Origin of the sequence: Lentzea sp. JNUCC 0626 (assembly GCF_043632865.1) — a bacterium.
Taxonomy (GTDB): domain Bacteria; phylum Actinomycetota; class Actinomycetes; order Mycobacteriales; family Pseudonocardiaceae; genus Lentzea.
Genome location: NZ_CP171635.1, coordinates 2,492,904 through 2,507,917, shown reverse-complemented (window position 1 = coordinate 2,507,917; position 15,014 = coordinate 2,492,904). Strand labels below are relative to the sequence as shown.

Below are 15,014 nucleotides of genomic sequence, written 5' to 3'. Positions count from 1 at the left end.
ATGGACAACTTCTTCAAGCAGGCGTGGGCGGGACTGCGGGTCCTGCTGGCGCTCACCGTGATCCTCGGCGTGGCCTACCCGGCCGTCGTGTGGGGCGTCTCGCGCGTCCCCGGCCTGCACGCCAATGCCGAAGCTGCCGACACCTCGCTGGTGGCGGTGGTGCGGGACGGCGGCAAGTACTTCGTGCCGCGCCCGTCCGCCGCGACGCTGCCCGCGTCCGGTGGCACCAACAAGAGCGAGATCAACGAGGACTACACGAAGGTCGTCGCCGAACGCCGGACGGAGATCGCGCAACGCGAGGGCGTGGCCGAATCGTCGGTGCCGCAGGACGCCGTCACCGCGTCGGCCTCGGGTCTCGACCCGCACATCAGTCCGGCCTACGCCGAGATCCAGGTGCCCCGGGTCGCTCGGGAGAGCGGGCTGCCGGTGGAGAAGGTGCGGCAGCTGGTCGCGGCCGCCACCGAGGGCACGTTCACCACGACCGTCAACGTGACGGCGCTCAACCGTGCCCTCGACGCAGCCTGAGCGTCGCCGCGGCGAGCTGAGGATCTACCTCGGCGCGGCTCCCGGTGTCGGCAAGACCTTCGCCGTGCTCGGCGAGGCTCACCGGCGCCGGGAGCGCGGCACCGACGTGGTCGTCGGCCTGGTCGAGACGCACGGCCGGGAGAAGACCCGCAACCTCCTGGACGGCCTGGAGATCCTGCCGCGCCGGGAGTTCCGGCACCGGGGCGTCGACTTCTCCGAGATGGACGTCGACGCCCTGCTGGCCCGCGCCCCCGAGGTCGCCGTCGTCGACGAACTGGCGCACACCAACGTTCCCGGCTCGCGCAACGCGAAGCGCTGGCAGGACGTCGAGGAGCTGCTCGACGCGGGCATCGACGTGCTGTCCACGGTCAACGTCCAGCACCTGGAGTCGCTCAACGACGTCGTCGAACGCATCACCGGTGTGCCGCAACGGGAAACCGTGCCGGACGAGGTGGTGCGCGGCGCCGACCAGCTCGAACTGGTCGACATCACCCCGGAAGCGCTGCGCCGCAGGCTCGCGCACGGCAACGTCTACGCCGCGCACAAGATCGATGCCGCGCTGGGCAACTACTTCCGGGTCGGCAACCTGACCGCGTTGCGCGAACTGGCCCTGCTGTGGGTGGCCGACCAGGTCGACGTCGCCCTCCAGCGCTACCGCAGCGAACAACACATCACCGACACGTGGGAGACGCGCGAGCGGGTCGTCGTGTCGGTCACCGGCGGTCGAGAGAGCGAGACCCTGATCCGCCGCGCCCGCCGGATAGCGTTGCGCGCCGGAGCCGAACTGCTGGTGGTGCACGTGCTGCGCGGCGACGGCCTCACCGGCGCGACCCCGGAACTGATCGCCAAGTGCCGCAGGACCTCCGAGGACGTCGGCGCGACGTTCCACCAGGTGGTCGGCGACGACGTGCCGACCGCGCTGCTGGAGTTCGCCCGCGGCGTCAACGCGACCCAACTCGTCCTGGGCACCTCCCGCCGTTCCCGGCTCGCGCGCGCGTTCGACGAGGGCATCGGCGCATCGGTCGTGCAGGAGTCCGGCGCGATCGACGTGCACATGGTCACGCACGACGAGTCGCACCGCGTACTGCGCTGGAAGATCGGCCGCAACGCTTTGAGCCCGTCCCGCCAACTCGCGGGCTGGGTGGCGTCGGTAGTGCTGCCTTCCTTGACCACGCTGCTAGGCATGTCCTGGCGTGACGACGTCACCTACTCGACCGACCTCGTGGGCTTCCTGCTGGCCACCTGCGTGGTCGCGTTGATCGGAGGCCTCGGCCCGGCACTGGTGAGCGCGTTCCTGGGCGCCGGTCTCCTCAACTACTTCTTCACCGAGCCCTACTACAGCCTGGCGGTGAACTCGCCGGAGAACGTGATCACCCTGGCGGCCATGGTGATCGTGGCCGTGATCGTCGCCTTGGTGGTAGACCGCGCGGCCCGCCTGGCCGAACAGGGCGCCCGAGCCCGCACCGAGGCCGCGTTGCTGGCCTCCTACTCCCGCACCGTCCTCACCTCTCCCTATCCACTGGCCCGGCTGTTGGAGAAGATCCGCGAGAACTTCGGCCTGGACTCCGTCGCCCTGCTGGAAAAACGAGGCAACGACTGGGAGCGCGTGGCCTGCGTGGGCGCCCGCCCGTGCGACGAACCGGACGAGGCCGACGCCGACATAGCCGTGACGGCAGACATCCACCTGGCTCTGAAGGGCAGAACCCTGCCCGCCAGCGACCAACGCGTCCTGGAAGCCGCCGCCGGCCAAGCACTGATGGCCCTGCGCCAACAACGAATGGCCGACGAAACCCGCACCGCCCAACGCAAGGTGGAAACCACCGAACTCCGCACCGCCCTGCTCTCCGGCGTGGGCCACGACCTCCGCACCCCGCTGACGTCCATCAAGGCGGCAATAGGCAGCCTCCGCGACCACGACCTTGCACTGTCCTTCGAGGACACCAACGACCTCATGGAAACCGTCGAGGACTCCGCCGACCGCCTGAACGCCTTGGTGGACAACCTCCTCGACTCCTCCCGCCTGGCCACCGGCTCAGTAACCCCGCTCATGCGCCCGGTCGGCTACTACGAGGTGGTGGCCAGAGCCCTCTCCGCCGTGGACGAACGCCGCACCGTCACAGTCGACGTGGACGAGGACCTCCCCACCGTGGACGCCGACCTGGGCCTCCTGGAACGAGTGGTGGCCAACGTGATCGACAACGCCCTGCGCCACGGCCGCATGACCCCGCGCCGCACCGTGGACGTGGACGGCGACGGCCGAATATCCCAGGACGAACCAGAAATCGCAGTCCGCGCCAGCACCCACGGCGCGTTCGTGGAACTGCGCGTGGTCGACCACGGCCCAGGCCTGCACAAAAAGGCCCTGGCCACGGTCTTCACCCCGTTCCAACGCCTGGGCGACCGCGACGCCACCCCGGGCGTGGGCCTGGGCCTGAGCGTGGCCAAGGGATTCACCAACGCCATGGGCGGCGACATCACCGCAGAGGACACCCCAGGCGGCGGCCTGACCGTCGTCATCTCGTTGCCGGTGCACAAGGAGAACCACAAATGACCTCAGTGCTGGTAGTAGACGACGAACCGCAAATCGTCCGAGCGCTCCGCATCAACCTCAGCGCGCGCGGCTACAACGTCATGACGGCCTACGACGGCCGAACGGCCCTGACCATCGCCGTAGAAGCCAAACCCGACGTAGTCGTCCTCGACCTCGGCCTACCCGACCTGGACGGAGTCGACGTGATAGCGGGCCTGCGGGGCTGGTCCTCCACCCCGATCATCGTCCTCTCCGCCCGCACCGACTCGGCGGCCAAGGTGGAAGCCCTCGACGCAGGCGCCGACGACTACGTGACCAAGCCGTTCGGCATGGACGAACTCCTGGCCCGCCTGCGCGCCGCGGTGCGCAGAAAAGCCACCACGGTCCGCATTCCGGACGAACCGCTGGTCCAGACCGCCACCTTCACCGTCGACTTCACCGTCAAACGCGTGCACCGAGGCGAACGCGAGGTGCACCTCACGCCGACGGAGTGGGGCATCCTCGAAATCCTCGCCCGCAACCCGGACCGCCTGGTGACGCAGAAGCAGCTGCTGCAGGAGGTGTGGGGTCCCAAGCACCTCAACGAGACCCAGTACCTGCGGGTGTACATGGCGCAGCTGCGGCGCAAGCTGGAGAAGAACCCGTCGCACCCGCAGCACCTGATCACCGAACCCGGGATGGGCTACCGGTTTCAGGCCTGAGGCGATTTCTGTTTTTTCGCGTGCTGTTCGAGTTTGAACGGGAATTTACGTCTGAATGGCTCAAAGACGTCGTCGTCCGGTCCGTGATCCGATAGCTGGCCTGGGAAAATAATTGCGATAATTTCGGCGGATCACGGCTCCGGGCGTGTAGGGTCGAATTCGTCGGGAACTTTTTGTGCGTGAGCGGTCAAGTTCATGTCGTGCCCGGCGACCAAAACCGGTCGTTCTCGGCCGGAGACGGGAGTTCCGGCATGACGTCGGCTCCGCACCTCTTCCACGCCCCACCGGCCCCCAGGGCCAGCGTGCAGCCTCGGTGTCCGCTGCGAGTGCGGTTGCGGCCGAAGGCGCCCACCACGGGGCACGTGGACGGTGCCTGGTGGCCGCGCACCCGGGACCTCGCCGCCGAACTGCCCGCACTGCTCGCGGTGCCGGCAGTTCGGCTGGGCGACATCTCGAGAGTGAGCTACAACCTGACGGAGTGGGACACGGCGCCGCGGCACATCGCGGTCGAAGGCGTGCGCGTCCACCTCGACGGGTTCTGGTCCCGGCCGGAGCACACGGTGGCCGTGGTCGCGGGCAACCGGCGGCGCCTCGTCCTGCTGCTCGTGCCACCGGACTGCGACCCGTTCACCGCGCACCAGGCGATGCTGCACGCCGCACATCGCCAGAACACCGACACCGTCGAGAAACTGCTCTCCGGCAGAAGGCCGGCGGTCGACGTCATCCAGCAGACGGCGCGAGGTAACCCATGACCACATCGCAGTACCTGACCAGGTATGAACGCAGGCTCAAGATGGTGCAGGACGAGGTGACGAGCCACACCGGACTCGAAGACAAGGCCGCCCGCGAACTCGCCGTGCACGTGTTGCGCGTTCTTGACCACATCCCGGAGCGCGTTCGTTGACCTCGCACCGCAACCACGGCAGCGAGGCACAGCCGGCGCGGGCACCCCGAATGCTCCGCGTCGGCTGTGCGTTCACCTATCGAGCCGAAGTTCCCACACCGGCTGTGTTCCTCGTGCGTCCGGACCGGCACGGCGCCGTGCGCGTGAGCGACGAACGCCTGACGTCGGAACCCGATCTCGCCGTGCGGCACTACGTCGACCTCTACGGCAACCGGTTCGCCCGCCTGGTGCTGCCGGCCGGACTGTCCACTGTGAACTACCGTGCGCGCGCGGTGACGCCCGACCGGACCGAGGAGGTCGACGACGACGCGCCGGAGACCCGGCCCGACGAACTGCCCGACGACGTGCTGGTGTTCACGTTGCCGAGCCGCTACTGCCTGTCCGACGTGCTCGGTGACGAGGCCTGGTCCAGGTTCGGCGCGGTGGCGCCCGGCTATCGCAGGGTGAGGGAGATCTGCCGGCACGTCCACGAATCGCTGGGCTTCGGCTACGGCACCTCCACCTCGTTGTCCACCGCCGCGGACGTCAACGCCGCGGGCATCGGGGTCTGCCGCGACTTCGCGCACCTGGCGATCTCGTTCTGCCGTGCGCTCAACATCCCCGCCCGTTATGTCTTCGGCTATCTGCCGGAGGTCGACGTGCCGCACACCGACGCGCCGATGGACTTCGCGGCCTGGATGGAAGTCTGGCTCGGAGACCGCTGGTGGACCTTCGACCCGCGCAACAACACGCCCCGCAAGGGACGTGTCGTCGTCGGACGAGGCCGGGACGCCGCCGACGTCGCGATGGTCACCACGTTCGGTGGTCCGATCCTGGAATCGATGGTCGTGCACGCGGAGGAAGACCTCGCGATCGCGCCGCGGTGGTCCTGACGAACTGTCCGACCCCCGATGTCTGGAGTGTCCACATGCCCACGGCCGAACAGCTGATCATCCTCGTCGACCCCGCGGTGACCTGCGACGTCTGCCCGCACCCGTGGCAGGAGCACGACCGGCTCGGAGTGCGGTACTGCACCGCCACCGCGGCGGCGGCCCTGACCCGAGGCTGCATCTGCTCCTGAACTCCCGCAGGTGCGGCACCGGCCGGTGGTCGGGCACGGCCGGTGAACTTCAGCTGAGCGCCGCGGTGTAGACCTGCGCCATCTCGGAGGCGATGCGATCCCACGAGTACCGGGCTCGGACCCTCTCCCGTCCGGCGGCGACCAGCAAGGCCCTTCGCGTCGTGTGCGTGAGCAGGCGGTTCAACGCCTCGGCAAGGGCTCGGGGATCCTGCGGTGGGACCCGCAGGCCGATCTGGTCGTGGGCCACCGCGTCGAGCAGGCCCACGGCGGCGGTCACCACCACCGGGACGCCGCACGCCACGGCCTCCAGTGCGGTCACGCCGAACGATCCGTGCCGCGGTGTGCACGCCACGACGTCCGCTGACCGCAGCAGGGCGGGCAACTGGTGGTACCGCACGTGCCCGGTGAACGCGACGCGGCTCGCCACACCGCGCACTCGGGCGAGCGCCCGCAGTCTTCTCACCTCGGCGTCGCCGCGGAGGTGCCCGGTGGCGGACCCTCCTGCGATCACGAGCTCGGTGTGGTCCAGAGTGGACAGTGCGACGATGAGGTCGTCGAATCCCTGGTGCGGGAGCAGCCGGCCGACCGTCACGATCCGGCGGGTGCGGTCACGTGGCGCGACCGAGCCGTGCGGGGTGAAGAGGGCAAGGTCGACGCCGTGCGGAATCACGGACACCTTGGCCCGCGGGATTCCCATGCTGACCACGTCGTCCGCCTCGTCCGTGCGCACGGCCACGACGTGTGCCGCCGTCTGCGCGAGCAGTCGCTCGACGGTGGGTTCGCGGTGGGGAACGGCCAGCGCGTGGAAGGTCTGCACCACCGGCACCTGCGTGTCGTGTGCTCCGAGCACCGCCGTGATCCCGGACAGACATCCTTGCGCGTGCACGACGTCAGGCCGTTTCCGGTGCCAGTCGGCGCGCAGGGAGCGGGCGAAGTCGGCGACGCGGACCGTCGCCTCGTCTTCGGAGAGTTCCTTGGGCGGACCGGAAAGCACGTGCACCACCTCGTACCCCGCCGGAGTGCGCACCCGGCTGGGGGCGCGTGGCCCGGTGCGCCGGGTGTAGACCACCACGTCGTGACCGAGGCCGCACAACGCGGCCGAAAGTGCGGCGACGTAGACGTTGAGGCTTCCCGCGTCGAGCCCGCTCGGCGCCATCAGCGGGCTGGCTTGCCCGGACACCAGCGCGATCCTGCCCATCGGTGGATCTCCTCACTGCGAAGGTGACGAGACCGCGGGGGCCAGGCGGTGTGAACGCTTTCCAGGCTACCGACTGTCGCGCTTCGGAGCGAGGCCGTTACTCCTCGTGGAACGAATGGTGCGGTTGTTCCCACCGTTCCCGGCCGTGCGTTTCCCCGACACCGCGGTGTAGATCCGCACGAGGTCGGCGGCGCAGCGATGCCACGAGTACCGCGCCCGAGCGCGTTCCTGCCCGCCGGCGCTGAGCAGTGTTCGCTGGGTGCCGTCCGCGAGCAGACCTCTGAGCGCCTTGGCGATTCCGTCCGGCTTCCCCGACGGCACCAGCACGCCGGTCACCCCGTCGACCACGGCGTCGGTGAGTCCGCCGACCGACGTGGCGACGACAGGGGTGCCGCACGCCATCGCTTCCAGCGCCGCGCAGCCCGACGACCACTGTCGAGGGGCGCACACCACCACGTCCGCCGACCGCAGCAGGACAGGCAACTCGGCGTGCGGCAGGTGGCCCGCGAACACGAGCCTGGAGGCCACCCCGAGGTACTCGGCCAGCGCGATCAGCCGCCTCGTCTCCGGCTCGTCCCGCACGTCGCCCTGCGCGCCGCCACCGGCGATCACCAGCTCCACGCCCTCCACTGTGGACAGAGCGCGGATGGTCTCCTCGAAACCCTTGCGCGGCATCACCCTGCCGACCGACACGACCCGGCGTGCGCACAGCCGGTCGACAAGGGTGGTCGGCGGGCAGAAGAGGTTCAGGTCGACACCGCGCGGCACGACGGAGAGCTTCGACTTGTCCACTCCCATGCCGAGCACGTCACGGGCTTCGGCCTGACAGGTCGCGACGATGCGCGCGGCTTCGTGGCCGACGAGCCGCTCGACGGCCATGCGCTTGGTGGAAGTCGATCCGTTGAGGCGGCGGTGCTGCGGCGTGGCGGTGCTGATCCGGTGGTACGTCTGCACCACGGGCACCTGGGTGTTGCGTGCGCTGAGCACCGCGGCGATACCGGACAGCCAGCCGTGGGCGTGCACGACGTCGGGGCGGCGCGCTTTCCACGCGAGCTTGAGGAACTGCACGAAATCCCCGGTGTGGTCGAGGACGTCGTCTCCACGCATCCTGATCGCGGGTCCGGCGTTCACGTGCACCACCTCGTAGCCGCTCGCGGTCTGCACCCGTTGTGGCACATGGGGATCATCGCGCCGCGTGTAGACGGCGACCTTGTGGCCGAGCGCGGCCAGAGCGGTCGCGAGCTCCGCGACGTGGAGGTTCTGGCTGCCCGAGTCGAGCGTGCCGGGAGCCGCCAGCGGGCTGGAGTGCTCCGAGACGAGCGCGATCCTCATCCGGTCGAACGGGATTCCCTGCGTACCGGCGGCCACGGTGTTCTCCTCACGACGAGGTGATGAGACCGCGGGGGCAGGGCGGTGTGCTGCGTCAGACAGCCACACCGAGCCTAGCGGCTCCGAGGCACCCGGCCCAGCAGATGTGGCTGATGGTGACGGATCATCCGCTGCCGGACTGTCGCCGCACCGCGAGGAGTTCGGTCGGGCGCAGTTCTCCGACGACGAGTTCCCGCGCCACGTCCGCGAGGCGACGGTTGTGGCCGCGTGAGTACCCCCGCAACGCTTCGAACGCCTCCTCCATCTCCAGGTTCCCGGCGAACGCGAGCACGCCCTTGGCCTGCTCGATGACCACCCGGCTGTTCAGCGCCGTCTGCAGTTGCTCGGTGACGATCTCACCGCGCCGGATCGCACGTTCCTGCAGGATCCCGATCGTCGCGGTGTCCGCCAGCGCCCGCACCACCAGCAGGTCTTCGTCGCTCAGCGAGCCCGCCTCGCGCCGGAACAGGTTGAGCGCGCCGATGGTCTCGCGCCGCAACCGCATCGGCACCGCGTGCACGGAGACGAATCCCTCCGCGATGGCGAGCGGTGCGAAGCGGGGCCAGCGTTCGGTGGTCGCCGCCAGGTCCGCGATCAACACCGGCTCGCCGGTGCGCACGCATTCGAGGCAGGGTCCTTCGCTCGCCTGGAGCTGGAACAGTTCGAGCATCTGCGTCTGCTCGGAGGAGTACGCCATCACGCGCAGACCGCCGCGCTGGTCGGAGAGCATCAACCCGGCCGCTGTCGCGTCCAGGAGCCGAACGCAGTGGTCCACCAGCCGGTGCAGCACGTCGACCACGTCGTAGTCGTCGACGAGCGTGTCGGCCAGCTCGACGAACGCCTGAAGCAGCCGGGACTCCCGCTCCGTCCTGGAAGGTGCCCTACCGCTCATCAACCGCTCCTGTCTCGTTCGTCCGAAGGTAGTGCCGCCCGGATCTTGCCGCCAGCGTCACCGCAGGCGGTCATGTGCCGAGCTCCAGCGGCGAGAGCCGGCGGGTGACGATGTCGTGGGCGACCTCGTCGAGCGGCCGGTCCCTCACGAAGGCGTACCCGCGCAGGCGGGCCAGCGCCTCGTCCGCGGAGATCGTGAACGCCGCGATGAGCATGCCCGTGGCCTGGTGCACCTGCTCGCGTCCGGGCGACAGGACGTCCCGCGCCCCGTCGGTGTCCTCGGTGTCCCCGAGCAGCAGACCGAGCAACACCGCTGTCATCAGGTCGACGACCTCCAGCGCGACCGCCAGTTCGTCCCCCGACAACCAACCCGGCCGGCGGCGGTAGAGATCGACCGCCCCGACGCCGATCGCGCCGGCCTGCAACGGAAACGCGAAGATCGCGCCCACGGGCAACGTGGCGAGCGTCGAAGCGAACACCGGCCATTCCACCGCGGAGGCCTGGGCGAGGTCGGGTACCAGCACCGGCCTGCGTGAGGCGAACGCCTCGAAGCACGGCCCCTCGCCCAGGCCGAACTGCACGTCCTCGATCCGGGCCGCGAGCTCGTCGGTGGCGTACAACGTCTCCCGCTCGCGCGGTCCGCTCAGCACCGAGACCGACGCGCCGTCCACCGGGAGCACGTCGACGCAGGCGCGGATCACGCGAGCCAACGCGTTGAGGTTGTTCTCGTTGTCGCGCAAGGCGGCCATCACCGTCGCCCGCGCCCGGCTCACCGACTCGTGGACCCCGTCAGGAACTTGCACAGGTGGTCACACCACCGGAAAACCTCAGATCATCCGTGTCCGCCACCGGAATCCTCCACCACGTCGAGACTGCTTCCAGTCACACCTGGACGTAGCGAGGTCTGGGCCCACGCCGTACGTGACCACATCGGGATCAGCGCGCCCAACCTACCGCGTGCCGATTCCGGACGCTGCCCCGCGTCAGTGGTTGTACATGTGCTCCAGCTTGGTGCGGCGAGAGGTGACGTCGCCGGGATCGTCGCCGAAGACGATGAGGTGCAACGTGGTCTGCTTGACCAGGTTGTCGGTGCGGCGGGTGTCGTGGCCGCCGGTGACGAGCAGTCCTCCGGCCAGCAGCGCGGGCCGCAGGGCGGCGAGAAGCGCGGCGATGGGGGCCGCGGTGGTCAGCTTCGTGGACTCGGACGGGCGGTCCAGTGCGTCGGGGCGGACCGTGTGCAGTGCCAGCAGGGGAATGGAGCCGCTGGTGATGCGGAAGTTGAGGTCGAGCATGACGAGTCTGCCGTCGTGGGTCTGTGCGCAGTCGAGGCTGCACATGCCGCGGTAGCCGACGTCGGCGGCGCGCTGGGCGATCGCCAGGCACTCGGCGAGCAGATCGGCGGGAAGCGGCACGACCAGCCCGAAGCGGCCGCCGGTGTAGACGCCGTCCGCGTCGATCCGCTGGTCGGTGACGGCGAGCAGCCGGGCCAGGCCGTCGGCGGCGACGTAGAGCTGAACTCCCCAGTTGCGGTGGATGTTCAGGTACTCCTCGACGACGACCTCGCTGAGCAGGTCGGTGAACGCGGGCAGGCACACCAGGTCCCCGGCGCGGTGCAGGTAGACGTCGAGGCTGGCGCCGTGGGCCGCGTTCGTGGCGGCTTTGAGCACCCAGGACTTCTCGGCGGGCGCGGCCTGGGCGAGGTCGCCGGTGGCGACGATCTGGCGGCGAGCCTGGAAACGAGGGTCGACGAACGTGCTGATGCTGGCCTTGTTGTTGAGGTACCCGACGAGTTCGGCGCTCTTCACCGACCGTTCGTCGGGCCCCAGGTCGGCCGGCTGCGGGTACTCCATGGACAGGCGCAGCCCGTCGCTGAGCGCCTCGGCCACGCGGGACGCGAACTCGGCCTCGGTGCGGAACTCGCGCGCGTCGGTGCCCACCGGCAGGCCCCCGTCGCGCAGGGCGGCGATCAGGTTGGGTTCGGTGCCGCCCGCGCTGCTGATGACGGGCGTGCCGGCGGCGACGGCGAGGGGCCGGGCGGACAGCACGTCGCGCATGGTGCGGTGCCTGCTCGGTGACACCGTGGGCTCCTGCGCGGGACGAGCGCAGACGGCGACGTCAGGACCGTAGATGTCGGTGAGCGTGCGGGGAGCGGCCGTGGCCGGCGAGAGCGCCGAAATGGTGATGGGAGGTCTCCCTTGTGGGGTCGTTCGCGAGCCCGGTGAGGGCGTGGAGTGATGCTTTCCGGGAGCGGTGAAACGCGCCTGGATGAGGCGGCGTTCGCTCCGGGATGAAGACGCGCCCGCCGGTGCGGAGACCGGGAGGCGGTGTGGATGTCCACTATCTCACGTTTTGCCTGCTGCACGACCGTGCGCACGACCCGGACCGCTGAGCGTGCCCTCGCTCGGCGAGGACACGCTCCGGCAGCCCGGTGTTCTGTCGGAGCACCCGCTGCCGCGGCCCGTTATCGCCACTATTTCGCAATAGCCATATGCTCGCAAGTGATCGGGTGCGCTGAAGAACGGCCACGCGCACCGGGCCTGGTGACGAGTTGGTGGTTGCGATGCATGGAGTGGGTGGTGCCTTGCTGCTCGCGGGGGCGTCACTGCTGGTGGGTTCTGTCGTCTTTCTCCTGGCATACGCGCTGGTCAAAGCCGAACCCACCTCACCCAGAACAGCCAGATCGCTGGCCCTGAAACAACGAGCCACCCACCTGACGATGGTCATAGCGGTAGCCGCCATCTGCACGGGTTTGTGGCTGGACCGATAGAGAACGGGGAACCTCAGCCCCTCCCGTGCGTTGGTGAAGGTGAACGCCCAGCGATCCACCGGGAGGACCGGACGTGAAACTGCCGGACCACGAGCAGCGCGAACTGGAAGAGATCGAGCGAAGACTGGCCGAGGACGACCCCAAGTTCGCGGCGAAGCTCAACCGCCCCGCTCCCAGAGTCCCTCATCGGACCCTGATGCTGGCCGGCGTGCTGGCGTTCTACGTGGCCGGCCTGGTCGTGGTGATGACGGGGGTGACCCTGGCCTCGCAGATCGTCATCGCTCTGGGCGCCGCGATGGTCCTGGCGGTGTTCGGATGGTTCGGCGTCCGAGCCTGGCGCGGCACCAAGGAGTAGTCAGCCGCGATCGAACGCCCCGAGAACGCGAGCCGGGGCCTTGATCCGCCATGCCTGCTCGACGAGCTCGGCGAGCTGCCCGACGTCCACGACGGCCAGGTCGACGAGGATTGCCCCGTACCCGTCGTAATGCGCGGTCGTGTAAAACGCCGGATCCCCGGACGCGAGCAACGCGGCCTTCTCGTCAAGGCCGCACATCAACACGACCCCACCCTCGGCCTCGCTGCGCAACCGGGCGAACCCCTTCCCGGCCACCTTCAACGAAGGCGTCCGGTACCAGGTCGACTCCGAGACCTCCGGCAACCGCAAACCCATCGAAACCACGTCGTCCCAGGTAGCCATGAACCCATCGTCGCAACAACCGGGCCACGAAGCCTTGGACGAATGGAAACTCTCAGCGCGGCAGCGTGAACACGACGGTCGTGCCGCCACCGGGAGTGCCGAGCAACGACACCTCCCCGCCGTGCCGCTCGACGATCCGGTGCACGATCGCCAGCCCCGCGCCGTGCCCGCCGCCGTGCGCATCCCGCTTGTGCAGCCGACGGAACAACCGCAGCACCTCGGTCCGGTGCTCCACAGCGATCCCGATGCCGTTGTCCCGAACGTGCACCGCATCCCCGACGGCGAACACCTCCACCACACGAGGTCCCTCGGCACGCGCGTACTTGGCGGCGTTGACCAGCAGGTTCACCAGCACCTCGGACAGCCGGGCAGCATCAGCCCACACGAGCTGACCGGGCGGAGGCAGCACCACGGACACCGAGCACTCGTCCAGCCGGGGCCCAGCCACCTCCAACGCCGCCACCACCGCGTCACGGAGGTCGATCTCCGAACGCATCAACGACCCGTGCCCGAGCTGGGCGAAGTGCAGCAGTGAGTTGATCAGCTCGTCCATCCGCTGAGCGAGCCGCTGCACGGTGTCGAGGCGACGGACCGTGGTGTCGTCCAGATCCGTCGCGTCCTCACGGATGAACGCCGTCGAGTTGAAGATGCCGCGCAGGGGCTCCTTCAGCTCGTGTGCGGCCACGTGCGCGTACGTGTCGAGGTCGCGGTTCGCGCGACTGAGCTCGTCGTTCAGAGACGCCAACCGCGCGTGGTGGCGCAACACCATCGTGGTGACCGCACGGCCGAACTCACTCGCCACGGCCTCGTCGGTGGCGGTCCACGGCACGCAGTGGCCGCGTGTCACAGCCTGGTAGACCGCCGACGAGCCGCGCGGGGTGAGGCGTTCGCCCCGCTCACCGAGCTGCACGGGCTTGCTCGGGTCCGTCGCCCACGTGCGGCTCGCCCGGCGTTCCGGACGCACCCACGCGATGAGGTCACCAGTCCCGCTGGCCAGGGACAACACCAGCGCCCCGCTGAGGTGCTCGGCGTGAGCCGCCAGAGAGTCGGAGTGCGCGGACAGCTCATCGGTGCTCCACACCTCGCCCGCGTCCAGCGGCGGCACCACGTCCCACAACGCGCGCAGGCCCGGCACCAGAGCCTCCTGGTCGCCGCTGACGATCGTCGTCGCACCCTCCAGCCGCAGCACGACAGCCGACGCGTCGATCAGCTCGTGCAGCAGGTCGACGCTGGTCGAGACGGACTGGGTGATGTCCGTGCTCAGCTCGGTGACCAGCCGCGACAGCGCCGTGCGGGTGTCGTGCCGGGCACGGGAGGTCTGCGCCTCCTCCAGCGCGGCCAGCTGCAACGACAGCGTCACGCCGAAGAACTCGCAGGCCGAACGCACCTCCGGGTCGAGTCGCCGGGGCGCGACGCCGTGACAGGCGATGAGGCCCCACAACGAACCGGAGTGCAGCAGCGACACCGACATCGAGGACGCCACGCCGATGTTGCGCAGGTACTCCAGGTGGAACGACGAGACCGTGCGCAACGACGAGTCGGACAGGTCGAGCGGCGCCGACGTGCCGGGCAGCACCTGCGGGACCAGCGTGGCCGTCTCGTCGTCGACGTCGTGGATCACCCGGATCCAGTTGCGCTCGTAGAGCCGCCTGGCCTGAGGTGGGATGTCGGTGGCCGGGAACCACAGGCCGAGCCACGGCTCCAGCCCGGCAGCGACCGACTCGGCGATCACCTCGCCCGGGCCGGCCTGGCCCTCGAACCGGTACGCCACCACCCGGTCGTACCCGGTCAGCGCCCGGATCTCCGCCACCGCCGACGCGCACACGTCGACGACGGTCCGTTCGTGCTGGAGCTTGGTGAGCGAGGCGCGCAGCCGGGGGAAGAACTGGGAGAAGCGGAACGCCTCCTGCGCCGGGCGCGGCTCGAACTCCAGCACCGTCCGGCCGTCCGCGCGGTAGACAGTGACGTCGAAGTGGCCGCCGGAGCCGGGCAGCACCAGGCCGACCAGGCCGCGGTCCCCGGTCGGGGCGTCCAGCGTCGCTCGCACCGCCGCCAGCCCCTCGGCACCGACCAGCGCCTCGACCGGAGTGCCGAGCAGATCCTCCGGCGCCACGCCGAGCACGGACGTCGTGTTCGCGCTGGCGACCTCCACCACATCCGCGCCGTCCACCGCGAGCAACGCGCCGTAGGACTGGATGCCTCCCAGCAGGTGGATCGGCTCGGTCAGGCACACCGTGAGGTCGAACGACGTCGTGCCCGCCTCGGCCTCCGCCCGCGCGACCAGGGCCCATTCGGCCCCCAACGCGATCTCATCGGTACCGGGACGTTCTTGATCGTCGTGCATACTCGTTCCTGCTCCCGGTGGACGTGCGG

At 69.6% G+C, this 15,014-nt stretch carries 15 protein-coding genes; 8 read left to right on the top strand and 7 right to left on the bottom strand.

Features of this window, described 5'->3' with window-relative positions:
* From JNUCC0626_RS11150 to JNUCC0626_RS11120, 7 genes are all read left to right on the top strand, one after another.
* Entirely contained in the window at nt 1–525 is a 525-nt protein-coding gene (locus tag JNUCC0626_RS11150; RefSeq protein WP_394619627.1) for a potassium-transporting ATPase subunit C, read from the top strand.
* Nucleotides 506–3,076, top strand: a complete 2,571-nt coding sequence (locus tag JNUCC0626_RS11145; RefSeq protein WP_394619626.1) for a DUF4118 domain-containing protein — start codon at nt 506–508, stop codon at nt 3,074–3,076. The genes JNUCC0626_RS11150 and JNUCC0626_RS11145 overlap by 20 nt, the downstream gene beginning before the upstream one ends.
* The gene (locus JNUCC0626_RS11140; protein ID WP_394619625.1) at nt 3,073–3,756 is read left to right on the top strand and encodes a response regulator; all 684 of its coding nucleotides are present in this window, start codon (nt 3,073–3,075) and stop codon (nt 3,754–3,756) included. Before JNUCC0626_RS11145 ends, JNUCC0626_RS11140 begins: the two co-directional genes overlap by 4 nt.
* A 251-nt stretch (nt 3,757–4,007) precedes the next feature.
* A complete protein-coding gene (locus JNUCC0626_RS11135) occupies nt 4,008–4,508 on the top strand; it encodes a DUF5994 family protein (protein ID WP_394619624.1) in 501 nt (166 codons plus the stop codon).
* On the top strand, nt 4,505–4,660 hold the full coding sequence (locus tag JNUCC0626_RS11130; RefSeq protein ID WP_394619623.1) for a DUF6307 family protein: 156 nt from the start codon (nt 4,505–4,507) through the stop codon (nt 4,658–4,660). The genes JNUCC0626_RS11135 and JNUCC0626_RS11130 overlap by 4 nt, the downstream gene beginning before the upstream one ends.
* Complete coding sequence (locus JNUCC0626_RS11125) at nt 4,657–5,532, top strand: transglutaminase-like domain-containing protein (protein ID WP_394619622.1); 876 nt, start codon at nt 4,657–4,659, stop codon at nt 5,530–5,532. The genes JNUCC0626_RS11130 and JNUCC0626_RS11125 overlap by 4 nt, the downstream gene beginning before the upstream one ends.
* Nucleotides 5,533–5,567: 35 nt before the next feature.
* On the top strand, nt 5,568–5,720 hold the full coding sequence (locus tag JNUCC0626_RS11120; RefSeq protein WP_394619621.1) for an RGCVC family protein: 153 nt from the start codon (nt 5,568–5,570) through the stop codon (nt 5,718–5,720).
* A gap of 49 nt (nt 5,721–5,769) precedes the next feature.
* On the opposite strand, the gene JNUCC0626_RS11115 is transcribed toward JNUCC0626_RS11120, so the two are convergent.
* From JNUCC0626_RS11115 to JNUCC0626_RS11095, 5 genes are all read right to left on the bottom strand, one after another.
* Entirely contained in the window at nt 5,770–6,918 is a 1,149-nt protein-coding gene (locus JNUCC0626_RS11115) for a glycosyltransferase (RefSeq protein ID WP_394619620.1), read from the bottom strand.
* Nucleotides 6,919–6,984: 66 nt separating this feature from the next.
* A complete protein-coding gene (locus tag JNUCC0626_RS11110; RefSeq protein ID WP_394619619.1) occupies nt 6,985–8,286 on the bottom strand; it encodes a glycosyltransferase in 1,302 nt (433 codons plus the stop codon).
* 124 nt (nt 8,287–8,410) lie between these two features.
* Entirely contained in the window at nt 8,411–9,178 is a 768-nt protein-coding gene (locus JNUCC0626_RS11105) for a GAF domain-containing protein (RefSeq protein ID WP_394619618.1), read from the bottom strand.
* A gap of 70 nt (nt 9,179–9,248) precedes the next feature.
* Nucleotides 9,249–9,980, bottom strand: coding sequence for a GAF and ANTAR domain-containing protein (locus tag JNUCC0626_RS11100; protein WP_394619617.1), 732 nt, complete (start codon nt 9,978–9,980; stop codon nt 9,249–9,251).
* Between the two features lie 180 nt (nt 9,981–10,160).
* On the bottom strand, nt 10,161–11,255 hold the full coding sequence (locus JNUCC0626_RS11095) for a hypothetical protein (RefSeq protein ID WP_394619616.1): 1,095 nt from the start codon (nt 11,253–11,255) through the stop codon (nt 10,161–10,163).
* Nucleotides 11,256–12,017: 762 nt separating this feature from the next.
* Here JNUCC0626_RS11095 and JNUCC0626_RS11090 point away from each other — a divergent pair.
* Nucleotides 12,018–12,299, top strand: a complete 282-nt coding sequence (locus tag JNUCC0626_RS11090) for a DUF3040 domain-containing protein (RefSeq protein ID WP_394619615.1) — start codon at nt 12,018–12,020, stop codon at nt 12,297–12,299.
* On the opposite strand, the gene JNUCC0626_RS11085 is transcribed toward JNUCC0626_RS11090, so the two are convergent.
* Complete coding sequence (locus JNUCC0626_RS11085; RefSeq protein WP_394619614.1) at nt 12,300–12,641, bottom strand: MmcQ/YjbR family DNA-binding protein; 342 nt, start codon at nt 12,639–12,641, stop codon at nt 12,300–12,302.
* Between the two features lie 52 nt (nt 12,642–12,693).
* On the bottom strand, nt 12,694–14,985 hold the full coding sequence (locus JNUCC0626_RS11080) for an ATP-binding protein (protein WP_394619613.1): 2,292 nt from the start codon (nt 14,983–14,985) through the stop codon (nt 12,694–12,696).
* Nucleotides 14,986–15,014: the final 29 nt, after the last annotated feature.